Genomic DNA, 25,269 nt, shown 5'->3' with positions numbered 1-25,269 from the left:
AGTTAAAGCGACCTTACAACCCAATTTATGATTAAACCACTAATGAAAACAAGCAATGACGCTACTTTGCATGAAGCAAAAAATGTACAGGAAACAATTCCTGCACGTACAGTTGGTCGTAAAGCAACTATTACAAAAGAAGAACTTTTCCAAGCTGCGCTTAATTTAATTGGTCCACAAAAAAGTATTGCATCATTAAGTTTACGTGAAGTTGCACGTGAAGCAGGCATTGCACCTAATAGCTTTTACCGCCATTTTAAAGATATTGATGAATTAGCAATTGAACTTATTGAACGCTCTGGTGGTGTATTACGTAAAATTTTGCATCAAGCACGTTTAAAGGCATCACAACAAAGCAGTATTATTCGTACATCTGTTGAAGTATTTATTGAACAACTTAATGCTGATGAAGGTAATTTAAGCCTTTTATTACGTGAAGGTTATACAGGTTCTCATTCTTATAAATTAGCAGTAGAACACCAACTGAACTATTTTGAACAAGAGTTACGTGATGATCTTATTCGCTTAGAAAAAGAAAATAATAGTAAACTCATGCATCCTGAAATTGTTGCCAAAGCGATTACCCAACTTGTGTTTAATATGGGTGCTAAAGTCATTGAAATGCCTATAGAACAACGTAAAGAAATTGCTGAACAAACCATGATTATGATTCGAATGATCTTAGAAGGTTCACGCCATTTGGATGATGCAAAAATTCGTTAAACAGCGAGTATCCTAAAAACTCTTAAATAAAGCCTTAATGATTAAATTAAGGCTTTTTTCATCTTAATTATTTCACATGACAGTTCTATTTTTATTTTCATAGACCATATATGCCTTATATGAATTCACCATAAGCTTTGTACATTTTGATACTTAAGAACTATAGATACTTTATTATTCACACTTTAAAATATCCATCACATTGACCGTAAAGCCTCTCCCATGCGTTACCAAATCATTGATGTCTACAAAACTAAGTGTTTAAACCGATATATCGCAAAATGCTTAAAAAAACACTCTCCACAGTTTATTGTTATTGAAAGCAAAAGAACCTTTTGCCTAAATATTGATATCATTAATGTGAATCAACAACACACATCTGCAAGCTCTGCAACAGGTGAAGAAATTTCACTAAAGATACTTAATTCCTTCGATACTTTTGATAAAACGTATATGTCTAGACTCTAAAGCTCATACAAACCAATTGACCATTATCTTTTTATTTCCTTATTCTAGTATGTAGATATATTTTAAAAATCATCTATAAATATTAAGGAAATAAAAGTGAACGTAAAGGAACTGTCTGGTCTAGAAATTATGCAAGCGATGTGTGATGGCACTATTCCGCCACCATCAATGAGCCTAACAATCCCTATGATTGCTGGACAAGTAACTCAAGGACACGTTGTTTTCAGCGTTAAAGCAAATGAGCGACATATCAACCCATTAGGTGGTGTTCATGGTGGTTTTGCTGCAACTGTTTTAGATTCAGTGACAGGTTGTGCTGTTTTTTCAATGCTTGAAGCTGGTGTTGGTTATGGCACAATAGATCTGAATGTAAAAATGTGTCGCCCTATTCCACTCAATCAAGAACTCATTGCTTATGGCGATATTATTAATATAAGTAAAAGCTTAGGAATAGCAGAAGGAAAAATTGTTGATAAAGATGGAAAACTCTTTGCTCATGCGACTGCCACATGTATGATTTTTCGTAGTTAGCCTATTTATCAATAATATTTTGAGCGCTAAATTAAGTTTAATTTGCGCTCATTCAAAAAATTAAATTGCAGATTTCAACTTATCTGCTTGATTGAATATCTGAACAGGACGAGATAATCCTCTAAATACACAATAAAATTGAAAAATTGAACCTACTGAAATATCAACTGCTTTATTTTCACTTAATGACCAAGCTTTTGAAGCATCTTGACCAGTAATTGAACTACCTTTAATTTCATAGACAAACAAATCTTGTTCAACATGATCTAAAGATTTATCTCTCAGAATAGTGTTGATCAGTAGTTTCTTCTTCGAATCTACCGTCCATTTATCACCAAACCAAAGTTGCAATAAATCACCTAGAAATAATTGGTGAGATGTTAATGGCCAAATTTGTACTTCAGCACCTTGTACAGGTACATAGTATTGATCAGCATTATTGATAATTGAAAGATAGTTTTCTTTGTAAAAAGAAAAATTAGTGAAAATTTGAGGGATAGTGAGCGTATTCATTCGCTTTCTCCTGTTTAGCCATTTTAGTGCTGGCAAGTTGGTTTTAAATCCACACTGTTTAAACTTTCGTTTAAACGCTCTGTTGTTAATATCAGATTAGCAACAGCAGTTTTTCTTTGCAAGCACTTCATTCAATTTTTCTTTAATTTTTTGATTTCTGCTCAAATAAAAAGCATACAGATTAAAAATGTAAGAAAGATGACAGTTTCCCCTTGACCCACTAGTAAATGTCCTTATAATCGCATGCAGATTCTCCAATAGCTCAGTCGGTAGAGCGACGGACTGTTAATCCGCAGGTCCCTGGTTCGAGCCCAGGTTGGAGAGCCAAATATTAAAAAGCCCAAGCATTTAAGACTTGGGCTTTTTTATGTCTTATTTAAAATAAAAGCACCTAACTTTTTTAGCTAGATGCCCTTTTAAGCAAATCAAATAACATTAAAACTCAAAGTATATTTATAGCGCTTTAAGCTATCACTTTTTATATCAAATGGTTGTTGATAATCTATTTTCAACAAATATTGCCCTTTATCTTTAATTGTAAAATTCAAATTTCCTTGCTCATCTGTTGTTACTTCTTTATACACTTTAGTATCACGTGAGAAATTAACTGTTTGCGTTAAAACCTCAGCACCCAAATTAGAAATACCTTTTTTATTATCTATAAGCTTTAAATGAATAGGTTGATTCGCACGTATTGCATTTGGATGTGTTAAAAATTGAATATCCAAACCATCATGTAAATGCTCAAACACTTTATTACTTGTATTTTTACGCGATACAAAGGTTTCTATAATCTCTGTGACCTGAACGGTTTTAACCTTGTTCTTTTTATCTAATTGCGACTCATATATAACTTTTGTAGAAGCTGGCTTAGTTGCTACTGGTTTCCCCGTTATTACCACCTTCCACATCTTTTCATCTAGAGCAAATTGAGTTGTCGCCCCTTGTTTTACCCCACGAATTCGATAAGTTCCATCAACTTTATTTTCCAAACTCATACTACTTAGCGTTTGAGTTTTAGCCCACTGCTCATCTGCAATTTCAATCTTTTCACCTTGTGGATTGTGATAGTGAAATTTAAAATTTTTAATTGCAATCTCAGGTGAAAATGGATTGTCATAAAAACCCGAAACAATAGCAGAGTGATTATTAAAAGTTTGATAACTTAACGGAGCAACATAAGGGTAATGTGCATAAGTATGAGTCATTAAAAATATAGAACTACACAGCCACAGACCCGTCTTCAATAATTTCATGCGATATAATCTATATACAATTTTCAGCCTCAAGATTAAATTAACCAGACTTATAATACAAATGATTATCATTAATATTTATCGGTGTTAAGCATAATTACAGAAAAACAAAACCCCTCAAGAACTTAATTCTGAGGGGTTTTAGTATTCTTTAATATTTAAGCAGCCTTCACAGGTACACCACTATGGAAACGGAAAAGCTCATCTGGTGCTAAAATCAGATTCTTTTCTACTTCACGAATATGGTCAATACGCTGTTGAATATCCTCTTCAGGATTTTTCAACTTAGATGTTTTAGCAACTTCTATTGCAAGTGCTAAATAATCCTCATAATGGCGAGATTCAGACTTCAATAAGTAACGGTAGTAACGTCCTAATTCTTCATCTACAAGTGGAGCAAGCGAATAAAAACGCTCACACGATCTTGCTTCAACAAATGCCCCAATCACCAATACATCAATTAATGCTTCAGGCTCATAAGTACGAATTTCTTTGCGCAAACCACCTGCGTAACGCCCTGCACTCAAATTTTGCCAAGCTTGCCCACGCTTATTCATTAGCGATAAAACTTGTTCATAGTGCAACATTTCTTCACGTACAAGCTGTGCAAGTTTCACTTGTAAATCGACAAAATAGCTATATCGAAACATCAAGTTCATTGCGGTACTTGCTGCTTTTTTCTCACAATTAGCATGATCTTGCATTAAAACTTCTAAGTTATTTACTGCTTCATCTAGCCAAGGCTGTGGCGTTTTACAACCCAAGAAACCAATAACTGGTTGCATGAGTTCATCATAATTAATTGTAGACATAACTTACTTACGTGCCGCCTTGATAACCGCTTTCATTTCTTTCACTGCTTCTGCTAAACCAATAAATACTGCATCAGCAATAATAGAATGACCAATGTTTAATTCGTGAATTTGTGGGATTTTCGCAATTGGTGTGACATTATGCAAATTTAAACCATGCCCTGCATTTACAACCAAACCTTTTGATGCCGCATATTCAGCACCTTTTACAATTCGATCAAGCTCTGCTTGCTGCTGTTCAGCTGTTTCTGCATCGGCATAAGCACCTGTATGGATTTCAATGGTTGGTGCACCACATGCAACAGCAGCATCAATTTGTGCAAAATCAGCATCAATAAATAATGAAACATCACAACCAATTGCCGTAAGTTCTTGAGTCGCTTTTTTTACATCCTCAAAATGACCTACAACATCTAAACCACCCTCTGTTGTAACTTCTTGGCGCTTTTCAGGAACAAAGCAAATATGATGTGGCTTTACATTTTTAGCAATTTCAACCATTTCATTGGTTACTGCCATTTCCAAATTCATACGAGTTTTTAATACTTTACGCATACGATATACGTCTGCATCCTGAATATGGCGACGATCTTCACGCAAATGCAAAGTAATACCTTCTGCACCCGCTTGCTCACAAATTAATGCCGCATTTACAGGATCTGGATAAGAGGTGCCACGTGCTTGTCGCAAAGTTGCAACATGGTCAATATTTACACCTAATAATGCAGCCATAATACTTTCCTACTTACGATGAGTTTGAGCGTTTTGAACCCACAATTGCCTACTTTTTAAAGGGCGATCCCCTAATAGCGAAGTAATCACTTGTCGATATAGCTTAGTGAGTAATTGTAACTGTTGTAGATTAAATTCCCCACCTTTTTCATACTGCATCATTGTTTCAATTAAAGCACCCGAAATTGCAGATCGAGATGCTTGAGCAGTGGCAAGAAATCCATCATTCAGTTGAAACTGGTAATTCATTTCACTAGAAATAGGTGATTGATTTGAATCGACTGAAAAATCAATTGCATAACCTAAATCCTCTAATAATTCATGTTCAAATTGACGTAAAATTTGACGTAAAAATAAGTTTTGATCTTCTTGTTGAGATAACTTTTGTAATTGCTCTAACGTTTTTGAATATTGCACAAAGCTTTGAGGCATCTCTACCTCAAGTGGACAAAGTCTTAATAAAACTTCATTCAAATAAAAACCTGAAAAAAAGGCATCACCATGAAAAAAAATCGGCTGATTTACAATTTCTAATTTACTAAAATTTTTTAATTCAGATTTCCCTGATGCTTGCAGGCAGATCGGTTGATATTGAGGTGGTGGAGTTTGTCTTAAAATTCCATCGACACGACCATGCTCTTGTGTAAATAAATGCACAATATGGCTACGATCACGATATTTTCGGTGATGAATTAAATAACCATGCAAAATTTCATTGCGCATAAGGCAAGTTTTTAATCCTAATATTATTTTTTTTGCTTATCTTCATCATCTTCATTTGAATCAGCATCATCATGCCCATGTGGAACAACAGCACCCACAACTGCAACAGTACCTTTAACAACACCTTTTGTTGCTTTATAAGCAACTTTAACAGGAACTGTAACAATTTTAGTAATGCATCCTTGCAGAAATAAAATACATATTCCGACAATGACCACATTAATCATTACAGCCCCTAAGCTTTTAGCCAAGCGATATTAAATATCGCTATACCCTAAACTCTTTAATGCACGCTCATCATCAGACCAACCACCTTTCACTTTAACCCAAAGTGTCAGCATAATTTTCTGTTCGAACATTTTTTCCATGTCCACACGTGCATCCATACCAATTTTTTTCAGCTTCGCGCCACGCTCACCAATTACAATGGCTTTTTGGCTTGGACGATCTACAAAAATAGTGGCATCAATATATGTACAAGCAGCTTTTGGACGACCTGTTTTTTCATTTACTGTTGCTTCTTCTGTTTTAAAAGATTCAATTTGAACTGTTAAATCGTAAGGAAGCTCTTCACCTAATTGACGCATGATTTTCTCACGAATCGTTTCAGATGCTAAGAAACGCTCTGAACGGTCTGTGATTTGATCCATTGAATATAGCGGCGGTTGGAACGGCAAATAACGCTCAATGGTGTCACGCAAGTGGTCTAGATTCGCACCACGTAACGCAGATACAGGAACAATTTCAGCAAAATTCATAAGTTTTGCACGTTCTTGAATCAATGGTAATGCTTGATTCTTATTTTCAAAAGTATCAAGTTTATTAATTACCAAAATCACTGGCATATCAGCATTTTGAAGTTTTTCCAAAACAAGTTCATCGTTTGGTGTCCACTTCTGTGCATCAACTACAAATAAAACAAGGTTTACATCACGTAATGCAGAATGTGCAGCACGATTCATCATTTTATTGATCGCACGTACTTCTTTTTTGTGCATCCCTGGAGTATCTACAAATACAGCCTGAGATTTTTCACGTGTATCAATACCCACAATTTTATGACGCGTTGTTTGTGGTTTACGTGAAGTGATAGAAAGCTTTTGACCCAAAATGTGGTTCATTAACGTAGATTTACCCACGTTCGGGCGACCTACAATAGCAACAAATCCACTTTTATAATCCGCAGGAATATCTGTTCCTTGCGAACTAAAGAATTGGCTAATTAAATCGTTACTGTCGCTTTCTTGCGACTCGTGATCAGCATCGATGTGATCGGAATGAGTAGTCATTAAGACTTGATCTCCAAAAGTTTTAAAATATCTGCCGCAACTGATTGTTCAGCATAGCGACGACTAGACCCTTCTCCATACTTCACGGGTAAGCCCTGAACAATACACTCTACTTTAAAGTGTTGATTCGGCGCATCACCCTGAATATCCACAACCTCATAAAGCGGGAGAGGCTTTTTACGTGCTTGTAGATACTCTTGTAAGCGCGATTTAGGATCTTTCAGTTGATCTGTTGGCTCAATATGATCTAAATAAGGTACATACCATTTTAAAACAATTGGTTCCAATATCGTAAGATCATTACAATCTACATAAATTGCACCAATAATTGCTTCTACAGTATCTGCCAAAATAGATTCACGGTGATGACCACCAGACTTTAACTCACCTGTACTTAAAATTAAGTTTTGGCTTAATTTTAAGTCGTTGGCAATTTTACCTAGTGCTTCTTGTCGCACTAAGGTTGCACGCATACGCGTTAAGCGCCCTTCATTTTCATGTGGATAAGCATGATAGAGATAATTCGCTATAATCATCCCTAACAATGAATCACCTAAAAATTCTAGACGCTCATAATTTAATTTATGGCTCACCGAGCGGTGGGTCAATGCCAGCTGTAACAATTCAGGTTGTTTAAACTGATACCCTATGCGACTCACTAAACGACTTTCATTTAGTTTGGACTGAGCTTTGATCAAAATTTTTCTCGAACTTTAACACTAAATCTATATTGAATAAGAAAGGTCTTCTTACTTCATACTTTTTCCTAACAAACAAACGGTCGTCTTTCGTTACTTTTGCAATATCTTTAAATTGAACATTCTTGATATTGTTCATTGAAAAACGCTGATTCATTTGCTTGTTTAGGTTATCCACAGAAATATCTTTAGTCGTGTTTTTCAACACACTCGATATTTCCTTATTAATCATTCTATCATCAAAGTATGGTCCTGAAATAGCAACCAAAAACTTCACGACCACAATAAAGCAAATTACAACAAACAAAATTGATATATACGAAGCCCCAAGCTGAGATTTACGCATAACGCCCCCACTTTAATTGTTATTAATCAATAGCCCCATTTCGACCAAAAGATGGGATTTTAAATCCAGGCTCTTTATGCATCCATTTATAGAAAGCGCGTCCTGTTAAGTTTTCTTCTGGTACAAATCCCCAAAAACGACTGTCAGCACTTTGATCACGGTTATCACCCATTGCAAAGTAGTGCCCTTCTGGAACTGTAACTTCCCAATATAAACCATTTGTATTTACATACTTACCATTTTCAATATAGTTGATAAACGGTGCTTGGCGTGCAACATTCACTCCATCAAGCTCACGCATAGTAAATGTGTGGTCGCCTAAAGTTTCTTTATGATAAATAGATGTCGGTGTATCTAATGCATCTTTTTCACGACTAAATTCCACAGGAACTTTAGCAACTTTTGTACCATTAATTGTAAGTTGACCGTGATCATAAACAATATGATCACCCGGTAAACCTACAACACGTTTAATATAACTAATGGTAGGTTGTGGCGGGTAACGAAAAACAATAACGTCGCCACGCTCAGGCTCACCAACATCAATAATTTTTTTGTTGATAATAGGTAGGCGAACGCCATAATCAAACTTATTCACCAAAATAAAATCGCCAGTTTCTAAAGTAGGTACCATAGAATCCGATGGAATATTGAATGGCTCATACAAGAATGAACGTAAAACTAATACAACCGCTAAAACAGGCCAAAAGTCATAAGCCCATGTGATAATGAAATTTTCATTTCCACGCCCTTTCGTTTGTCTTTGTTTAAAGACAAACTTATCTAATAGCCACACTAAAAAGAATATTAGTGTGGCTGGTACGAGGATTAAATTAAAATCAAAATCCATGAGCTAAATGACCTCTTTGTTTTATCTTTCTACTTTCAGTACTGCAAGGAACGCTTCTTGTGGAATTTCAACACTACCCACTTGCTTCATACGTTTCTTACCTTCTTTTTGTTTTGATAGAAGTTTCTTCTTACGTGAAACGTCACCACCATAACACTTAGCCAATACGTTTTTACGCATTGCTTTTACTGTTGAACGCGCAATAATTTGTGCACCAATAGCAGCCTGAATTGCAACATCAAACATTTGACGTGGAATCAAATCTTTCATTTTTTCAACAAGCGCAATACCACGATGACGAGCATCTTGACGGTGACAAATCATAGCTAAAGCGTCAACTTTATCGCCATTAATCAGCACGTCCACTTTAACCAAAGATGAACTTTCAAAACGTACAAAATTGTAATCGAGTGATGCAAAACCACGCGAGCAAGATTTCAATTTATCAAAGAAATCCATGACTACTTCAGCCATCGGAATTTCAAAAGTAATTGCAACTTGGTTTGCCATAAACTTCATGTCTTTTTGCACACCACGGCGCTCAACACACAATGTCATTACATTACCCAAGTATTCTTGCGGTACTAAAATATTACATTCAGCAATTGGTTCACGAAGATCTTCTACTGTAGAACCATCTGGCATTTTTGAAGGGCTGTCGATATAAATCGTTTCACCACTCTTCATCACTGCTTCATAAATTACAGTTGGCGCAGATGAAATCAGGTCTAAATCGTACTCACGCTCTAAACGCTCTTGTACAATTTCCATGTGCAGCATACCTAAGAAGCCACAACGGAAACCAAAACCTAAAGCATCAGAACTTTCAGGTTCAAAGAACAATGCCGAATCGTTAATTTGTAATTTCTGTAACGCATCACGGAATGGTTCAAAATCACTTGCATCAATAGGGAATAAACCTGCATATACTTGAGGCTTAACCTTTTTAAAACCAGGTAATGTTGCAACTTCTGGTGTTGTTGCAAGTGTAATAGTGTCACCCACTGGTGCACCAAAAATATCTTTAATACCCGCAATGACAAAACCAACTTCACCCGCTTCTAAGATGCCTGTTTCAGTATGTTTGGGATTAAAGATACCTACAGAAGTGATAATGTGCGTTTGGCCTGTTGATTTCATCAACATTTTATCGCCCTTACGTACACGACCTTCTTTAATACGAACTAACGATACAACGCCTAAGTAGTTGTCGAACCATGAGTCAATAATTAAAGCCTGTAATGGTGCATCACGATCACCCACTGGTGCAGGAATAATATTAACCAGTGTTTCTAAAACACCTTCAATACCTAAACCTGTTTTAGCAGAACATGTTGGTGCTTCAGTTGCTTCAATACCAATAATATCTTCAATTTCTTGAATGACACGCTCAGGCTCTGCTTGAGGTAAGTCAATTTTATTCAATACAGGAAGAACTTCTAAACCTTGCTCAATTGCTGTATAGCAGTTCGCAACCGATTGAGCTTCCACACCTTGTGCAGCATCGACCACAAGCAAAGCACCTTCACAGGCAGCAAGTGAACGAGACACTTCATAAGAAAAGTCTACGTGTCCAGGTGTGTCAATGAAGTTAAGTTGATATTCTTCACCATTCGGATGTGTGTAATACAACGTTACCGATGCTGCTTTAATGGTAATACCACGCTCTCGTTCTAATTCCATAGAATCTAGAACTTGTGCTTGCATTTCACGGTCTTGCAAACCACCACAGGTTTGAATAAAACGATCGGCTAGAGTCGACTTTCCGTGATCGATATGCGCAATAATCGAAAAGTTACGTATATTATTGATATTTACAGACTTTTTAGCTGTTGCCATGTGCTACCTTAAAAATATGTACACAATCATGTACTTGATTTTAAAAGTACCTATGACGTGTCAAAAGAATGTTCACTAAATATTGGCACAGTATAAAGCAGAACACTTTTAAAAATATACACTCAGCTTAACTTAATTTAGGCGTTTCATTCGCCACAATCTACGCATTTATATGATTGCAGAAAGATGCTAAAAGATTGGTGTGACATTGTGGATGGGTGGTGATTCTAATTGGTACGAATTCGATCTGATTAAAATGGTGGAATTACACCTAATTAAAAATGGCATATTCGCCACAATTAAATCCCTCGAATTCGATGCCTTTACCATATTGTTAAAATCACCGTTATGGTTTTTCAGGCCATGCATCACTCAATCGTTTCGCATCAATTGCGTGTTTGTCAGCTTGTTCTGCCACGTATTGATATTTTCCAATGCATTCTTTGAGTATGTCACCGTTGGTATTGGCGTACTCAATAATGGTTTCTTTGGTAGCTGTGGACATACGGCTTGTGGCTGTATTGATTTGCTTTGACATGCGCTCAATAGTGGACTTAGCGCTATTGCTATCAGCAATGATATCTTTGAGGCTTTCACTGTAATTTTTCTCCGCTTGTAAAAATTGTTCTACCCAAATTTTTTCCTGTTCACGTGCTTCAGCTTTGGCTTGTTCTGTTGCTGCTTTTGCTTCAGCTACTTCCGTTTTGTACTTAGCATCCAGTAATTGATAGTCTGCTTTCCAACTAGATGCACACCAAGTTTGTACAACACCAAAAATTGAGCCAATTAAAATTATGGCCAATAAAATAATAATGATTGCTTGATAGAACTTATTGATAAAATTTTGAATAGCTAATTTCATTGCGCCCCCATGCATTTTGAATGACGCTCAAGTTGTCGAGTCCACACGCCATGACAGTTGTTTTTACGAATTGAGCAATCACGCTTTGCAACGTATTTATATTTAAGTAACGAATCACAAGCCTGTTTATATTTACCTTGCTTCAGATTGCGAAGCATTGAAGACTGCGACCATGCACCAGTACCGTACTGATATGTAAAATCCATATAAACGTCATATTCAGTCTGAGAAATTGGCACATTCAAAATTGTTTTATTGAATCGCTGTGCATCTTTATCGATATGAGCTTTCAGGTATTCAAACGCCTGCTTTCGTGTGATTGCAGGGTCAGACATTTTGACTTTCACACCGTTTGTATAAACCGTTGTGCCGTGACCAATTGTAGGAATGTCACCTTTCACCGGAATAACTGGTTTAGGTGTAAATCCTTCTTTTACTGCAGTGGCGTGTACTTGTTCATTGCTTGGACCAGATATAAAAAAACCGCCAATCGCTAAAGCTATAGATGATCCTAAAACATAGTATCTAGTCTTTGACATCACACTCTCCAAGCAAATTCTTCTTTTTCAATTCATGAAGTTCTTTTGCTCGTTGATTCTCTTGTCTCTTGTAATGCCAATTAACCAAGAAACCTAATGCACTAACAATCAAACCGCCAATACCTACCACAAGACCAATGATTGCCATTGGATCCATTCCTGTTACTTTGCCAATAAATGAAGCACCACCACCAACTACAGTTGTTTTAACTGCTGAAGAAGTGATAACACCGCTTGTTTCTATTACTGCATGTGTATGCTCCGACATGCTTCCCCCTTAAATTTTGGTATTAAAAAACCCTGATCTAATTAAAGATCAGGGTTAGTAAGTTTTATTCGTGTATTAATTGCTGTTTATGCTTTCCAAATTGCATCAAGCTGTTCAGGTGTCGAACCTACCGCTTCTAGTATTTGAATAAGTAATTGGTCTGTTCTTGAGTAAAAATCTGAATAATCCCAAGCATCTTCTAGGTAGCCGTCACCACTTGAACGCACGTATTTTTCAGCTTGTTCAAATAGCTTGGCGTCGCGCAATTTTTTACGAAATTCACGCTTGTTTAGGTTTGGCATGATAGAGCGATTATATTCTGAAATCTCGTTAGGAGTTCGTGGATCGACCCATCCTTTTGCAATATTATCCCATTCGTGAAATTGCGATGGTTTTGGCTCAGATACAGTTAAGTTAGGGAATATAATACAACCCTGTGTCAAACCCACTCTGATTATTTCTTCTTGCTCAGAGTTAACAATGATAATGTCATCTGGCAAATCATTATACGCAATCTCTAAATCATAAAATGCTTTCTTTTTAATGCTATATGCTAATTCCATATTTAATACCCTGCTACAAACCAAGTTCCTGATATTACTGCACTAGCTTTCTTACAGTATGCAATAACACTTGCCCCACCTACAAAGGCGTTAATCAAAGCACCTTCAGCAAGACCTAAACCACCAACATCCCCCACACTGACTTGCTCACACAATACTTTGTTTGGTAAAGCCTTTTTATACGCTGTATATATAGCTGTTGTCTCGTAGAAACCTTCTACATCCGTAGTTCCCGTGGTACTAGACCAACGCCCCCAATGTACAGTTAATTTTTTCCCATCTGCACCAGGAAACTCCTGATAGCCGACAGATTCTTTATCTGATGCAAACATACTAATGAGAGCTGTATTAATCTCATTAATAGACATTACCTCAAGATTTTCACGCGCTTGCTCTGGTGTGGTTGCACCCGTACCACCACCTGATATAGGAACAGTAATACCCTCACCACCTGTTACAACAAGTGCATCAACTTCGGCTTGACTATAGACTTCTAGATTATTGCGTGCACCTTCGATATCTCTTGCACCAGTACCGCCATGCTCTATCTCAGTTAATTCAGCAAGTTCATAAGCCTCTTGTGCTATACGATGCGCTTCATTTGCTTTTGCTATAGAGTATTCATAGTCAGGTTCATATTGTGTGGTATCAGCTTTATTTTCTTGTAAGATTTCATAAATTTTATCGAAGTCTTGGTTTAATACTGGGCCACGCAATGAGTCGTTATATGTTGCATAATCAGTTGTACGTTCAATTTTGGTTTCACGCTTAAATTGAATAAAAGCGTTTAGTATTGGTGCTGTGTTGAAAGTAACTGTGTTATTACTAAGTGCCCAAGCAGAACCATCAATTCGAACATCATTCACTTTGACTATTAAATATTCTTTTTTTCCACACGGAAAACCTAAAGCAAACGATTCACTTACACCATTCCCAATAGCTTCCGAATAAGGAATTGCCTCTTGAACTGGCATTGCCTTCTCCTAATTTTCAAAATCTAAAGTGGCTTCAACTACGCCACCATTCCCTCTTAAATTAAGACGCTGATTGACTTCGTTTGTTCTGTGTATTTTCCCGACGCGTTCAGGTTGATCTGTAACTGCAGCAGCTAAAGAATCTAAATCATCATCAGGCTGTTCAGTAATTGCAGGATTAAACATGCGCATGTTTTTATATTGCCTTGAGCTGTTTTCACCTTCTTCAGGTGTATCAATTACTGAAGTATGAACCCATAAAAGACCAGATAATAAAGGCCCTTCAAGCGCATCTAGAATACGTTTGTTTTTTTGACCAACAGAATGTTGTTCAGATACACCACATTGAATACCACGTTTTTTCAAACATGATTTAAGCGATGCAGGTGCAAAGTTACCAATGCCATTTGTTTCAATCGTTACTTTAGGTACGTTAAATTCTTCGATTAAATCGCATAACTGCCAAACTTGACCGCCTGTAATCTCACCTGATTGATTTGTGACAATAACCTCACCTGTGAGTGCTATTGATCTATGCCAATACTTCACACCAAAGTCGTCATGCAAGACCAAAGCAACGGATGAAATATCTGATTTTAATTTTCCGCTTGATGGATCCCAACGCATCGTTACGCCAACAATCTGACGCTCTCCAAGCATCATAATCATTCGACCGTTCGCACGTTTTAAAACAGGCTCACAGTCGTAAGGAATCATTTTGTCGGGATCAAGGCGCACTTCACCAACAGGCTTCGCATGCATTTGATATTGCGAATCCCATTCGTTTAGTGTTCTACACTCTTTACGGCGCTTTTCCATCTCTACATGAGTGAAGCGTTCAGGCCACAAAGATTCACTATATACGTCAATTAGGTAATGAGATTCACTAAAAATTATTTCCCATGTATTGCCATTCGTTCTAACAAGAAAATCTTCTTTTTCTTTTAGTAGTCTTGCTGTAGCACCAATGCCACTAAAAACATATATCGGCTTAAAATCAACTAAACATTCAATTGTATTTTGAAAGCGTTTTTCTTCTTTGAACATTTTTAGAATCATACACTTTGCACCTTGTTTTTGAACCAATGTGTAGAGCGAATCGTGGGTGTGAGGTGTACCAATAAAGAGTTTTCGTCCACCAGGTATTAAAATGTGTGTTTGCTCAGATAATCGATAACGCAATTTTTCACGTGCTTCAGGAGTTGCGATATTTGCAGGCATTTCTACATCATCGTTTTGAATATCATTTGCACGCGCACCAGTAACGTTTGAAAGAACACCACGTGCATGTAGTGAGCCGTGACGCACATCCTCTGAGCCATTAACCCACCACTTTTGCAACTCGCCACGTTCTTTAAACATCTTGAAGATTTGGCACAATGGGTGCTTTTCAATGACTTGCTGTGTTCCTCGGCTACATTTTGATGCATCCCCATCCGTTGCGCCTTGGTGAAGTATTAGTCGATTGCGATCTATGAAAAGCATCCAAGCATTGTAAATATCAAGCATTGTTGATTTACCGTGACCACGTGGCATCATTAATAAACCAAGTGGCCCGTAATCTTCCAAGAAGTCACAAACATCTAAATGAAAGTCGGGAACATCCCAATTCATCACTTCGGCATAAATGAGAAAAAACGCAGCAAAGGAAACTTTCATTTAATTAGCTCGGACGCTGTTTGCGTTCTTCTAATTTTTTGGCAACACTCTCTAGTAAAGCAGTCGCCTGTGCCTCGGGAGAAATCTTTCTATCATCCGCACCACCAGTAGTCAGCTCATCATCAAGCAAAACTCGCTTTAATTTCTCCATGACTGTTAAGGCTTCTTTTGCGCCCTTATAAAGCCAAACTTTATCGCCACGACCTTTCTTGTCAAAAATATTTTGGCCATAAGCTTCCGTGACTAAATCAATTGCATCCTTTGAAGTCATCTCTAAACAAAATTCTAATTTCTCTTTTGTTTCAGGCTTGAGCTTTCCGACTTTACTTTTTTCATTCGCCATAAAAAATCCCCTGTATATAGGTCATATATACAAGGGGTGGTCTAGCTGTTTGTTGGGTGTCTTTTACTGAATCACACGTTCAAAGTCAGGTGCTTGAATATCTGTAATGTCATCACCCCAAAAACGTGTACGATCTTGTGTTCGTTCTGCTTTTTGCATTAACTTTTCACGATATCCTGGTGCAATCATATCTTGCATTTCATCAAAGATAAGTCGATTTGCTGCCGCTTTTGTGTACCAAAGGTTTTGTCCTGGTAATTTACTTTTTAAAGCCTTGAATGCCTCATTACCTGCATTGGTATCGGTACCATTTGAAAGTTTTGATGCATTACCCACAGTCAAAGATAATGCTGTTTTAAAGTCTGAACCAAAAGGACCTGCTAAAAAATCAGAAGCATCACGACCGCTTGTATCCGTACCTGCCACTAGAATATCTCCTAGCACTGGCAAGCCACCACCTGCAACAAATGCACGTTTAAAGAACTCATAAGATTTTTCAGGATCTTCACTATCCCACATTGTTTGTGGATCATTGCCGTTGGATAGTTCTCGAAGCTGTACAACCAATCCACCCAAGACCGTGGTCATTGCAATTAATGAGGCTGCATATTTTGCTTTCCCTGCAACCGTTGGTTGTGCCATTGCTCGACTACCGTGGCGCATAAGGAATGATGCAGAGAATGATTTAAATTGAAGCATGGATTTTACAATCTCGCCCATGCCTGTACCTTTCTTTTGACCTGCACTCATCCATGTACGTTCGCGTAATCCAGCCTCAATAACTGCCATACCCTGTTCATCAAGTAAATGTGCCTGAAAACTTGTTGCAATTTCATCTTTAACTTTTTGCGGATCACCGAACTGAGTTAATTTGTCATTAGGAATTTCATAAATTGAACGTGCAGACATAAGCTGATTACCTTTACGATCTAAAACAGGTTCAGCCAATCGCATGACTTCCCATGCGCGTTCGCTTAATCCTGTCTTAGACATAAGCTCACGATCCATTTCGTTTAGATCCGACCATGCTTTATCACGGCTTAAACGTCCGTACTTTTCCATAAGCATTTTTGTAAAGCCGACTTTTGAAGCAGCAGTTAATGCATTTAAACCAGATACACGCATAACCTGAGAAGCCACACCACTTGATATACGTGCTAACTTTTGAGATTTACCATGTACAGAAGTTAGCCCATCATCCGCCCAACGTGCAATTGAACCTAACATTTCATCAGTTGCTAAGCCTAAGCTATGGGCTTGAATGCGGTCTTCTTTATTTTTCGGATTTAACTGTGTAAGTAATTCACCAAAGGTTTTACGGAATGCAATCCCATGTACTGAGGCTGTTTTAGCAATCATGGCTTGATCTGTTACGCTCGATAGTGTTGTACCGCCCAACATAGAAGCAACGTTCATTGAGCGATATGCCAAACCTAAATTTGCTAAGACTTCGGATTGTGGTGTGTTTTGCCCTGTAAATTCTTCAAACATACCTTGTGCACGTTTACGTGATTTACCTGTTGTATTGGCATCCACACCATTTAGCCAATCTTTCTTTTCTGCTGCATCCATTAATATGCGCATGGAATTTTTAGGATTACTCCCAAGATTTTCAACCATAGCAATATCTTTAGATAATCCATTGATGTGCGCCTCCACCAAATCCACAAAAGGCATACCGCCAAAGTCGGCTTGGTAATCCATCCATGCGTCAGCATCCTTAAAATGCAGTACACGACTTTCGGAATGTCGGCTTGTAATTTTGGATGAAGCCCCTGTAGATTGACGACCAATTTCTGTTTTGTTTGCGCCATTACTTGTTAATGTGTCAAATGAGTATTCAAGAAGTTCACGGATTTGATCTTGTGAATAATAACTGCCGTCTTCATGCACGTATTTTTTAGGATCTATAAGCTGTTCGGCTTTGCTAACCCACTCTTGTTTCCCGGCTACAGCAATTTTTTCAAGACTATGTGTTTGTGGTAAGCCCCAATCATCAAGCTTGCCAATGTCACCACCTGAGCGATTAAAGCGTTCACGCATCCCCTCGAATACCTCGCCCATTTTGTCACTAATTTTTTTAGCTAAAGCATCTCCTGTACTATCGCCAAAGCGTTCACGCACAATTTTTGTGACTAATTCTTTATCAGTGAATACGCCTAACCCACCTTTTACGTTGGTGTAGAAATCAACCAAATCACCTCGATAGATTGATGCGATTGCACGTGATTTAGAATCTAAGGACTGTACGCCTGACATATCACCGTGAGGTGCAACCATGCGGTCTACAACTTCACTTGCTGAAAGTGTTGGGTGATCTAACAATGCTAGATTTTTATTTTGAGTGAGAATGTCTTGAGCTGCGATTTTATGTTTTCGCTTGAGTTGATCTTGAATATCTTGAGCAACAAATTCACTCGCTTTAACAAGTTTTTCAGATTCAGATAAGTTGCGCCAAGATTGAATATCTTTTTTCGCAATAGTTTTCATTGCATCTTGAACACGCTGTTCGATCTGCTGAACTTCTTGCTGATTAAGTTTCTCTTTACCAAGTGCTTTTGCTACAGCTTGCTTGCATTGTTCTTTCATAAAAAATGCTCAAATAGTTTTTACTATCTGAGCATGGTTTTAAGTGTGGTTTGTTGGGTAATGATTCATCACTTCTTAAAGACAGGATTAAAATAACCACGAAAACTCTTTATTGCTTTATCTTGATCTGAACTTTTGCAAACAAAAAATTCTCTCGTGTAGTATTTATTATTAAAAATAAAGAATGCCTTACTTCTACGATACTGTATTTCTTTTAACTTAGCGTTAACATCTGGTGAAATTATATCTAACATACTGAAATCAAATGCTATATAGGTATCACCATTAACCCGAACAAGATCACCATCATTTGGCCCACCAACAACCTCGGTAAAAATACGCATAATATTAATCCTTATTTAATTTTTGATAGGCTTTAGAATGGTTATTAGACATTTTATCAACCAAACTGTAAAGCACAACTAATCGCAGTTTGTGCTGCTAAAGTGTCCTCATGTGCCTGTTTTGCTTCCGCTTCTAATTCATCTAAGCGTTCGCGTAAAGTCATCGTAATTTCTTCAACATTTCCATCGGGATCCAAACGACTAACTGAGATATGTTGATCAGGGTTATTTAAAATAATATCAAGTGCTGCGGATTCTTCAGGGCCATCACCAAATAATGAGCCTTGTCTTGGATCACCCATGGCTTCAATTTCATCCATCTTAGATTGAATGTTTTCACTAATTCCTTTTGCACTTCGTTTGTTTTGATCAAAAACATTTAGAAAATCTTTAGCTCCAACACTTAAACCGTCATCGATCAACTGACCTTGATTTAAATAATCTTGAACAGTTAAATCACTAGCTTTTAAGTCTGAAAGTTTTTGTGCTGCTTGAGCTAAATCTTTAGCAATTGTATTTTGATGCCTACCACCTTGTTTCACCAATGCATTCAATTGAGATAGTTGCGGAGCTGAACGCAATAATGCATTTAAAACGGTTTTGCTATCATCGTCTAGGTTTTCAGCTAACCGAGTAATAAGGCTTGAATCATCATAGGTTTGATGTGTGATTGCAGATTCAATACGGCGTTTTCCCTCTTGAGATAAACGCCCATCTTCTGTGATTAAGCTTGCACGTTCCGACTGTGGCACTTGATCGAGAAAGCCACGAATATAATCCATTGAGCCATCTAAATTAATTGAACCATCATTATTGATCTTTAAGAATGATGCATCTGGTAAACGGTCGGCATCACTCACTGCACGCTCAGTTGCACTGAATTGCGCTACATTGGATTCATTTGCTAACTTGGTGAATTGTACACGGTCTGTATCTGTTAAGCGTGTGCGGACTAATACAGGCTTGTCTATGCCTGAAATATCCCAACCTTTCTCACGTGCATAATTTTCAATATACGAGCGATATTCATCTGCCTTACCGATTTCATGTGCTAAATTTAGCGCAAGTATACGCCCATTCCCTGACTCGACTACGTTATCCATGCCGATGATTGGCGCACCATCAGATAACATATTAGATTCGCCCAACCATTCAGGTTTTAAATTATTTGCAATGTCCTCAATCTGCTGACGTGACGCTTCACGTGTTCTATCACGTGGCTGTAATTCCGATGGGTAAAGCGGATTCACACCATAAGCAGTATCATTCGATGCGATCAATTCACTTAAAGATTTAACCTCATAAGCAAAGTCGTAGCTTGAACCATCCATACCAATAGCGGTACTTGTTCCATTCGATCCATATTTAGAGCTCAAGCTATTCCACTTAGTGCGCCATTTATTAACCGCTTGCCCTACAGTTAGTCCATCCATGCCATTATTTTTAACAATCGCATTTGCATTTTTAGAATCGTATTTTCGGACAATGTCTAATAATTTTGCATTTGGATCTGCTTTTAATACTGCAGATGCTCCACCTGGTCCAAGTAAATGCCCTAAATATTGTTCATGTGCTACAGGCTCACGTCCAAGGCTTTTACGCATTGATGCATTAGCATTCTTGATGTGCTTTAAACCTTGTTTGATTTGCTCATCCACATTACTTCTATCACCACCGCCTTGTCCTTTCCATGTTTTATCTAAAACCTGAAATAAACCATGTGCTGTAGAAGTTGGGTTTTTAGCTGTGTGGCTGAATGATCCGCCTGTTTCAATATGACTAATCGTTAGAGCTACCGATGGATCAACGCCTTCTTGTTGTGCTTTACGTGCAATTGATTTTGCATTATTTGGCAAAGCCATTGATTCATAGTTTATAGACTTTTGTTTTTCTTCACCCTTAACAGGGTGAGCCACATTGACAAAACGGCCAGACTTTACATTCTCAATCGCACTATTTAGATTTTTTAAATGGTTATTTTCCTGAATAGCATTCGTTGGTTCTACAGGTGCAACACTATCTAATTCAGCTTCATTCAAAACCAATGCGCTGTTGATCGCATCTGCTTTTGCTTCAGGATCCAAATTCTCTTTTAATTTCACTTGGCTTCGATGTTGAGCATAACGACTTGCGCCAAACATCAAGGCATTTAATGCAACTTCAGTACTTATACTTTCAGGTGTAATTTCATATTTTTTGGCTTGTTTATCATAACCGTCAGCTTTAAGTATTTTACCACTTGCATATTGACCACCTGTAGATAGCCCTGTTGCACCTGCAATCGACAAAACAGCATCTTTTGCTACACCACCAGTACCCTTTAAACCGTATGAGATAGGAAGTGCTGCACTTAATCCTGCAACAACCCCATCAACCGATGCCACTTTCAAAGCTGTATCACTATCAACACCTTTGTGTTGAAGCTCTTCATAGCTATAATTAGTTTCAGATAAGCCAGATGTTGCTACTGCACCTGCAGGACCTGCAACCAAACTACCTACAACTGCCCTTGTAGCAAAATCAGATACGCCAAAGAGGATATTACCTGCGGTACCTGTATTTTCAGCATCCTGTAGTTGCTCAACCTCCATGACCAATTTATCACGGCGATCTTTATTTTTTTCTTCATGAATCTGTTCAAATGATTTTTTACGAACGTCCAATGGTTCGTACATTTCACCCGTTTTAATTTCATCTATCGCCCAACCCAAGTGATCGCCAATACGCTCAAACGGTTTAGCAACAGTATCGGCTACTTTCAATCCGCCTGCCAATATTCCACGAGGCACAGCAGATGCAGCACCATCAAATAAGCCAACTTCTTTTTTACCTTTAGGTTTAGCTGAAAGCCCTTTGGCAGTTAGTGTATTTACTGTTTTTTGTTCATCGTCATCAAGTTCACTAATCCACATTACTTAGTTGCTCCTGGTAATGAAATACGCCAAATCACGCCTTTAACCTGTAATGGATTACCGCGTTCATTGATTAGGTCGTATTGAATTTCACCCTTTTCAGTTTTCTTTTCTGATCGATGAAGTCTTAAAGATTCAAGTTCATGTACTGGTAGTCCTGTGTTTTTTGCAACACGTTCATATCCGTGATTTATATATGCTTCAAATTTACTATCAGTCCAACCGTAAGGTTTTGATACTTTCCAATCCTTTACGCTCTCGCCTAGATAATTTTTATGTTTGCCTGATTGCGTATAGACACCACCAGTTGCCATACCTAAAGCAGTTTTTAAAACATCCTTGTTTGGTGCTTCATCTGTTGCTTTATGCTGAATAGCTCGCTCATTCAGCGTGTCAGCATAAACAGCTTTGAAAGTTTCATAAGCGTTATTTGCAGAAGTTCCTGAAAGCGTATTGCCTACATATTTATTAAATTCTGTTTTCAGTTCAGCTTCTTTAGGCATTATTAATTGCTTGTTCTTTAAAAGCTGTGTGCCATTAATGATTGACGTTGCAAGGTGGCGATTTTCCGTACTTTTAAATCCGTTCATTTGTGCCAATCCTGCCGATACATAATTCATTGAGCCACCACCCAATTGACCTAGTAGCGAACCCCATATTTTCGCACCGTTTTTTACGCCTTTGGATTGATCAATAAGTCCACCAATAAAATTCAACTTCTGATCAACACCCATATCATTAAATGCTTTACGTGCTTCTGGTAGATCCTCATTGGAAATAGGTAGAACTTTGACATTGGCATCTTTTAACGACATTTGACTAACACCGTTTTCAATCGCTTTTTTTATGAATGAATTAGAATTTGTTTTCAATTCCACACTCGTAAGCTCATGCACCTCTAAACCTGCTTCACGCACAGCCTGATTAGGATTGCTTTTAATCGTACTTAGTTTTTCGTTATACAAACTTTCATAAACGCCTAGAATTTTTCCTTCCGTCACTGCATCCGTTGTTGATGAATTCTTCATATTGGCTTTTTGCTGATTAATTAAAGCCAATTGATCACTCGTAGATTTACGTGAAAAGCTCTGAAAATTAGATGATTGCTTGTCGTAAAAATCAAACTCAGCTTCATGTTCTGTGCCTGCAACAGACTTTCTTACATCATTGCGATAGTCATCATCAAGCATGCGACCAGTTAATACTTGAGACTTATATTCATTGAATACTTTACCTGCGACCTGCACACGTTTGTTTTCTTCAACTTCATTTTTTTTGTTAATCGCGTCAATTCGACTTAATGCCTGGTTCTTTTTATTTTGTGCAGTTGGACCATCTAAATAACCGTATTTACCTTCATCTAAATCACTTATTAGTGTAGTTAAATCAGATGTATCTTTTCCGCTGACTGCTATCGTAATTCGATCATCGATGTCTAAAATATCACGAGTGGTATCGTATTTAAGCAAGCGATCTGTTTTTTCAGCTTCTGAAATATTAAGGCTATTTAAATTGTTTTTTAAATACTCACGTCCTTTTTCACGGTCATAGCGAGTGGCAACATCAAAAGCTTTGTCTGCAACCACTACACCTTTTTGAGCATCTGCACGTAGTTGTAAGGGTAATAAGCTTACTGCTTCTTTATCTACATTGCTTTTCCAATACTGCTGTAATTGAGTACGCGCATGCATTGGCATGTCTTCTTCAAGCTCTTTGTATTTAGCTGCACCCCATGTTTTTAATGCTTCATCGCCTTTTTTTGCATCATAAACACCATTCAATACATCATTTTTAACAAGCGTAACTTGTTCTGACATTTGAGTTGTAAGAGCATCATCTAGCTTAATTTTAGCCTCTTGTTCTGCCAACTGATTGCCATGTAATTCTAATCGTTTCGCTGAAACTTCGGCTTCTTGCTGAGCTTTGTCTCTTTGATTTACAGCCTGACCAAATACTTGAGATGCATTCACTAAAGATGCAGAAATATTATCTTGTTGTGGCATGCGAGTACGCTCAACTTGTGGCATCGCATTACCAAAATTACCCATAGGAATTCTAGCCATTATTTCCACCCTGTTGTGTTGCCATAAGCAGACACCCCCGAACTCGCGGCACCAATCGCACCACCGATTAAAGCAGTTTTAGCATTCTTACCATAAACGCTCGCTTCACCTCTTAAACGCTGTGATCCGTTATAGCCTGCGATTTCTGCCATATTTGCATCATATGAGCCGTCTTGTTCAATCTGGTCATTAATCACAATTGAAGTACCTTCATTGACACTAAGCCCATTCTCTGCAAGTGCCGCACGTGCTTTTGATTGCGCCTTTTCCTTATCCTTCCGAATACGTTCAGCTTCAACACGACCTTGTGCCGCTACAGCATCGGCATCTGCCTGTGCCTGTTTTTCCATGTACTTGTTATTTTCGTGTTGCGTATAACCTGTATATGCTGTTGTAATAACCGTTGCAGCAATAGCAACATAAGCCATACTCATGCGATAAACTCCTTATCTTGATAGCCAATGCTTGCAAGAAAACTATCTATTTCACTTTCAGGAATAGTTAGGGATTCCTCTAAAACATCCACATCGGTTTCATCTGTTGGGTGGATCGTGAGCCAAGAACTATCTTCGTGAAAGTAACCAATTCGTTTTGTACCTGGTTGTGACAACATGATGCTCGGTGCATAAATCGTTTTCACACCATCTTCAGTGATTAAAGAGACAGCACCTTTCAATAAAATATTTTGATGTTCAGTGCTGTGCATTTTGCTAACCACAAGCGTTCCTGCCTTTGCATCCATCTGACGCATATAAATACCGGGTGCAAAATGATGTGTTACTGGCGGTACAACTTCATCCACATGATTGTCCTTAATACCGACAACAATTTTGTTCTGAATTTGCTTCACAATCTGAACATAGGTAAGACGTTCGGCATTACTTAAAATGTCATCAAGGATAAGTGTGTTTTGGTTTTGACTAATTTCACTCATTGCCTAACTCCAGATCTAAAAGAATGCCGTGCTGAACAAAGCCGAAATGCTCATATAATCGTACACAGCCTTTCGTACTTATCCCTGTCGTTGTACCGCATTGCACTCGACTAGCTCCCATATTTTTAGCCCAATTTAAAAACGCATCTATCAATAACAATGGCGCACGACTAGCACGATATTCAGGCATTACATAGAAGACTTGTTCAAATGCAATCACCTGATCGTTGAACCAGTCCTTTGTTGTCAAACACACAATGCCACCAACAATCTGCTGATCTGCAATAACCACAAAAACAACACCACTACCATCAGTCGCAATAATTGAGCTTAGATTTTCCTCAAGAGCTTTAATATTGAGCTCTCGATTTTTATAGTTCGGAGCTTCATCAATAAAGCCTTGAGCAATTTGAATAAGCTTTGGAATATCGGACATGCA

General features: G+C 37.8%; 27 protein-coding genes and 1 tRNA gene. 3 read left to right on the top strand and 25 right to left on the bottom strand.

All coding sequences use genetic code 11. The features are described from left to right. Positions 1-42 precede the first annotated feature (42 nt). Together fabR and AC5YDH_RS02845 are read left to right on the top strand one after the other, a co-directional pair. Positions 43-723, top strand: a complete 681-nt coding sequence (gene fabR, locus AC5YDH_RS02850) for an HTH-type transcriptional repressor FabR (protein WP_496116772.1) — start codon at positions 43-45, stop codon at positions 721-723. Between the two features lie 597 nt (positions 724-1,320). Beyond that, on the top strand, positions 1,321-1,722 hold the full coding sequence (locus AC5YDH_RS02845; protein WP_496116795.1) for a PaaI family thioesterase: 402 nt from the start codon (positions 1,321-1,323) through the stop codon (positions 1,720-1,722). A 60-nt stretch (positions 1,723-1,782) separates the two neighbouring features. Here the strand turns inward: AC5YDH_RS02845 and AC5YDH_RS02840 are convergent, their stop codons facing one another. Then, positions 1,783-2,235, bottom strand: a complete 453-nt coding sequence (locus AC5YDH_RS02840; RefSeq protein ID WP_496116771.1) for a hypothetical protein — start codon at positions 2,233-2,235, stop codon at positions 1,783-1,785. Positions 2,236-2,486: 251 nt separating this feature from the next. Between AC5YDH_RS02840 and AC5YDH_RS02835 the strand changes: the two genes are divergently transcribed. Continuing rightward, positions 2,487-2,562: transfer RNA gene (locus AC5YDH_RS02835), tRNA-Asn, on the top strand. 98 nt (positions 2,563-2,660) lie between these two features. Here the strand turns inward: AC5YDH_RS02835 and AC5YDH_RS02830 are convergent. From AC5YDH_RS02830 to AC5YDH_RS02715, 24 genes are all read right to left on the bottom strand, one after another. Then, positions 2,661-3,491, bottom strand: a complete 831-nt coding sequence (locus AC5YDH_RS02830) for a DUF4198 domain-containing protein (RefSeq protein WP_496116770.1) — start codon at positions 3,489-3,491, stop codon at positions 2,661-2,663. 158 nt (positions 3,492-3,649) lie between these two features. Further along, positions 3,650-4,303 (bottom strand): MiaE family protein, encoded by a 654-nt coding sequence (locus AC5YDH_RS02825; RefSeq protein WP_496116769.1) that lies wholly within the window; start codon positions 4,301-4,303, stop codon positions 3,650-3,652. A 3-nt stretch (positions 4,304-4,306) separates the two neighbouring features. After that, complete coding sequence (gene pdxJ, locus AC5YDH_RS02820; protein WP_496116768.1) at positions 4,307-5,035, bottom strand: pyridoxine 5'-phosphate synthase; 729 nt, start codon at positions 5,033-5,035, stop codon at positions 4,307-4,309. A gap of 9 nt (positions 5,036-5,044) precedes the next feature. After that, complete coding sequence (gene recO, locus AC5YDH_RS02815) at positions 5,045-5,758, bottom strand: DNA repair protein RecO (RefSeq protein WP_496116767.1); 714 nt, start codon at positions 5,756-5,758, stop codon at positions 5,045-5,047. 23 nt (positions 5,759-5,781) lie between these two features. Then, complete coding sequence (locus AC5YDH_RS02810; protein ID WP_496116766.1) at positions 5,782-5,985, bottom strand: NF038104 family lipoprotein; 204 nt, start codon at positions 5,983-5,985, stop codon at positions 5,782-5,784. A gap of 30 nt (positions 5,986-6,015) precedes the next feature. Continuing rightward, entirely contained in the window at positions 6,016-7,047 is a 1,032-nt protein-coding gene (era, locus tag AC5YDH_RS02805; protein ID WP_496116765.1) for a GTPase Era, read from the bottom strand. Further along, positions 7,047-7,745, bottom strand: a complete 699-nt coding sequence (rnc, locus tag AC5YDH_RS02800; protein ID WP_496116764.1) for a ribonuclease III — start codon at positions 7,743-7,745, stop codon at positions 7,047-7,049. Before rnc ends, era begins: the two co-directional genes overlap by 1 nt. Beyond that, positions 7,717-8,091 (bottom strand): DUF4845 domain-containing protein, encoded by a 375-nt coding sequence (locus AC5YDH_RS02795; RefSeq protein WP_496116763.1) that lies wholly within the window; start codon positions 8,089-8,091, stop codon positions 7,717-7,719. Before AC5YDH_RS02795 ends, rnc begins: the two co-directional genes overlap by 29 nt. Before the next feature lie 22 nt (positions 8,092-8,113). Then, complete coding sequence (lepB, locus tag AC5YDH_RS02790) at positions 8,114-8,941, bottom strand: signal peptidase I (RefSeq protein ID WP_496116762.1); 828 nt, start codon at positions 8,939-8,941, stop codon at positions 8,114-8,116. Between the two features lie 21 nt (positions 8,942-8,962). After that, positions 8,963-10,780: a translation elongation factor 4 gene (gene lepA, locus AC5YDH_RS02785; RefSeq protein ID WP_496116761.1), complete on the bottom strand. Its 1,818-nt coding sequence runs from the start codon at positions 10,778-10,780 to the stop codon at positions 8,963-8,965. A 346-nt stretch (positions 10,781-11,126) separates the two neighbouring features. Continuing rightward, positions 11,127-11,642 (bottom strand): hypothetical protein, encoded by a 516-nt coding sequence (locus AC5YDH_RS02780; RefSeq protein WP_496116760.1) that lies wholly within the window; start codon positions 11,640-11,642, stop codon positions 11,127-11,129. Further along, positions 11,639-12,181 carry a glycoside hydrolase family protein gene (locus tag AC5YDH_RS02775; protein WP_496116759.1) on the bottom strand — a complete coding sequence of 181 codons (543 nt, stop codon included), beginning with the start codon at positions 12,179-12,181 and terminating at the stop codon, positions 11,639-11,641. Before AC5YDH_RS02775 ends, AC5YDH_RS02780 begins: the two co-directional genes overlap by 4 nt. Further along, entirely contained in the window at positions 12,168-12,449 is a 282-nt protein-coding gene (locus AC5YDH_RS02770; RefSeq protein ID WP_496116758.1) for a phage holin family protein, read from the bottom strand. Before AC5YDH_RS02770 ends, AC5YDH_RS02775 begins: the two co-directional genes overlap by 14 nt. 86 nt (positions 12,450-12,535) lie before the next feature. Then, positions 12,536-13,012 carry a hypothetical protein gene (locus tag AC5YDH_RS02765; RefSeq protein WP_496116757.1) on the bottom strand — a complete coding sequence of 159 codons (477 nt, stop codon included), beginning with the start codon at positions 13,010-13,012 and terminating at the stop codon, positions 12,536-12,538. A gap of 2 nt (positions 13,013-13,014) precedes the next feature. Further along, positions 13,015-13,986, bottom strand: coding sequence for a hypothetical protein (locus AC5YDH_RS02760; protein WP_496116756.1), 972 nt, complete (start codon positions 13,984-13,986; stop codon positions 13,015-13,017). Positions 13,987-13,995: 9 nt separating this feature from the next. Continuing rightward, positions 13,996-15,645 (bottom strand): phage terminase large subunit, encoded by a 1,650-nt coding sequence (terL, locus tag AC5YDH_RS02755; RefSeq protein ID WP_496116755.1) that lies wholly within the window; start codon positions 15,643-15,645, stop codon positions 13,996-13,998. Positions 15,646-15,649: 4 nt separating this feature from the next. Next, on the bottom strand, positions 15,650-15,988 hold the full coding sequence (locus AC5YDH_RS02750) for a hypothetical protein (protein ID WP_496116754.1): 339 nt from the start codon (positions 15,986-15,988) through the stop codon (positions 15,650-15,652). A 63-nt stretch (positions 15,989-16,051) separates the two neighbouring features. Then, positions 16,052-18,577 carry a hypothetical protein gene (locus AC5YDH_RS02745; protein ID WP_496116753.1) on the bottom strand — a complete coding sequence of 842 codons (2,526 nt, stop codon included), beginning with the start codon at positions 18,575-18,577 and terminating at the stop codon, positions 16,052-16,054. A 68-nt stretch (positions 18,578-18,645) separates the two neighbouring features. After that, positions 18,646-18,921 carry a hypothetical protein gene (locus tag AC5YDH_RS02740; RefSeq protein WP_496116752.1) on the bottom strand — a complete coding sequence of 92 codons (276 nt, stop codon included), beginning with the start codon at positions 18,919-18,921 and terminating at the stop codon, positions 18,646-18,648. 56 nt (positions 18,922-18,977) lie between these two features. Then, entirely contained in the window at positions 18,978-21,833 is a 2,856-nt protein-coding gene (locus tag AC5YDH_RS02735) for a lytic transglycosylase domain-containing protein (protein ID WP_496116751.1), read from the bottom strand. Then, entirely contained in the window at positions 21,833-23,896 is a 2,064-nt protein-coding gene (locus AC5YDH_RS02730) for a methyl-coenzyme M reductase (RefSeq protein ID WP_496116750.1), read from the bottom strand. Before AC5YDH_RS02730 ends, AC5YDH_RS02735 begins: the two co-directional genes overlap by 1 nt. Beyond that, positions 23,896-24,330: a hypothetical protein gene (locus tag AC5YDH_RS02725; protein WP_496116749.1), complete on the bottom strand. Its 435-nt coding sequence runs from the start codon at positions 24,328-24,330 to the stop codon at positions 23,896-23,898. Before AC5YDH_RS02725 ends, AC5YDH_RS02730 begins: the two co-directional genes overlap by 1 nt. After that, positions 24,327-24,830 carry a hypothetical protein gene (locus AC5YDH_RS02720; RefSeq protein ID WP_496116748.1) on the bottom strand — a complete coding sequence of 168 codons (504 nt, stop codon included), beginning with the start codon at positions 24,828-24,830 and terminating at the stop codon, positions 24,327-24,329. Before AC5YDH_RS02720 ends, AC5YDH_RS02725 begins: the two co-directional genes overlap by 4 nt. Continuing rightward, positions 24,823-25,266: a GNAT family N-acetyltransferase gene (locus tag AC5YDH_RS02715; RefSeq protein WP_496116747.1), complete on the bottom strand. Its 444-nt coding sequence runs from the start codon at positions 25,264-25,266 to the stop codon at positions 24,823-24,825. The genes AC5YDH_RS02720 and AC5YDH_RS02715 overlap by 8 nt, the downstream gene beginning before the upstream one ends. Positions 25,267-25,269: the final 3 nt, after the last annotated feature.

The organism is Acinetobacter sp. FY683 (assembly GCF_059515885.1).
This window is presented reverse-complemented; position numbering and strand designations above follow the sequence as displayed.

Coding starts and splice junctions, on each gene's coding strand:
- AC5YDH_RS02780 (WP_496116760.1), bottom strand. CDS start 11,642: ATGAAATTAGCTATTCAAAATTTTATCAATAAGTTCTATCAAGCAATC.
- AC5YDH_RS02730 (WP_496116750.1), bottom strand. CDS start 23,896: ATGGCTAGAATTCCTATGGGTAATTTTGGTAATGCGATGCCACAAGTT.
- AC5YDH_RS02840 (WP_496116771.1), bottom strand. CDS start 2,235: ATGAATACGCTCACTATCCCTCAAATTTTCACTAATTTTTCTTTTTAC.
- era (WP_496116765.1), bottom strand. CDS start 7,047: ATGACTACTCATTCCGATCACATCGATGCTGATCACGAGTCGCAAGAA.
- AC5YDH_RS02810 (WP_496116766.1), bottom strand. CDS start 5,985: ATGATTAATGTGGTCATTGTCGGAATATGTATTTTATTTCTGCAAGGA.
- pdxJ (WP_496116768.1), bottom strand. CDS start 5,035: ATGGCTGCATTATTAGGTGTAAATATTGACCATGTTGCAACTTTGCGA.
- AC5YDH_RS02765 (WP_496116757.1), bottom strand. CDS start 13,012: ATGGAATTAGCATATAGCATTAAAAAGAAAGCATTTTATGATTTAGAG.
- AC5YDH_RS02845 (WP_496116795.1), top strand. CDS start 1,321: ATGCAAGCGATGTGTGATGGCACTATTCCGCCACCATCAATGAGCCTA.
- AC5YDH_RS02750 (WP_496116754.1), bottom strand. CDS start 15,988: ATGGCGAATGAAAAAAGTAAAGTCGGAAAGCTCAAGCCTGAAACAAAA.
- AC5YDH_RS02770 (WP_496116758.1), bottom strand. CDS start 12,449: ATGTCGGAGCATACACATGCAGTAATAGAAACAAGCGGTGTTATCACT.
- lepB (WP_496116762.1), bottom strand. CDS start 8,941: ATGGATTTTGATTTTAATTTAATCCTCGTACCAGCCACACTAATATTC.
- AC5YDH_RS02795 (WP_496116763.1), bottom strand. CDS start 8,091: ATGCGTAAATCTCAGCTTGGGGCTTCGTATATATCAATTTTGTTTGTT.
- lepA (WP_496116761.1), bottom strand. CDS start 10,780: ATGGCAACAGCTAAAAAGTCTGTAAATATCAATAATATACGTAACTTT.
- AC5YDH_RS02830 (WP_496116770.1), bottom strand. CDS start 3,491: ATGAAATTATTGAAGACGGGTCTGTGGCTGTGTAGTTCTATATTTTTA.
- fabR (WP_496116772.1), top strand. CDS start 43: ATGAAAACAAGCAATGACGCTACTTTGCATGAAGCAAAAAATGTACAG.
- AC5YDH_RS02725 (WP_496116749.1), bottom strand. CDS start 24,330: ATGAGTATGGCTTATGTTGCTATTGCTGCAACGGTTATTACAACAGCA.
- AC5YDH_RS02775 (WP_496116759.1), bottom strand. CDS start 12,181: ATGTCAAAGACTAGATACTATGTTTTAGGATCATCTATAGCTTTAGCG.
- AC5YDH_RS02740 (WP_496116752.1), bottom strand. CDS start 18,921: ATGCGTATTTTTACCGAGGTTGTTGGTGGGCCAAATGATGGTGATCTT.
- AC5YDH_RS02720 (WP_496116748.1), bottom strand. CDS start 24,830: ATGAGTGAAATTAGTCAAAACCAAAACACACTTATCCTTGATGACATT.
- AC5YDH_RS02715 (WP_496116747.1), bottom strand. CDS start 25,266: ATGTCCGATATTCCAAAGCTTATTCAAATTGCTCAAGGCTTTATTGAT.
- AC5YDH_RS02735 (WP_496116751.1), bottom strand. CDS start 21,833: ATGTGGATTAGTGAACTTGATGACGATGAACAAAAAACAGTAAATACA.
- terL (WP_496116755.1), bottom strand. CDS start 15,645: ATGAAAGTTTCCTTTGCTGCGTTTTTTCTCATTTATGCCGAAGTGATG.
- AC5YDH_RS02745 (WP_496116753.1), bottom strand. CDS start 18,577: ATGAAAGAACAATGCAAGCAAGCTGTAGCAAAAGCACTTGGTAAAGAG.
- AC5YDH_RS02825 (WP_496116769.1), bottom strand. CDS start 4,303: ATGTCTACAATTAATTATGATGAACTCATGCAACCAGTTATTGGTTTC.
- AC5YDH_RS02760 (WP_496116756.1), bottom strand. CDS start 13,986: ATGCCAGTTCAAGAGGCAATTCCTTATTCGGAAGCTATTGGGAATGGT.
- recO (WP_496116767.1), bottom strand. CDS start 5,758: ATGCGCAATGAAATTTTGCATGGTTATTTAATTCATCACCGAAAATAT.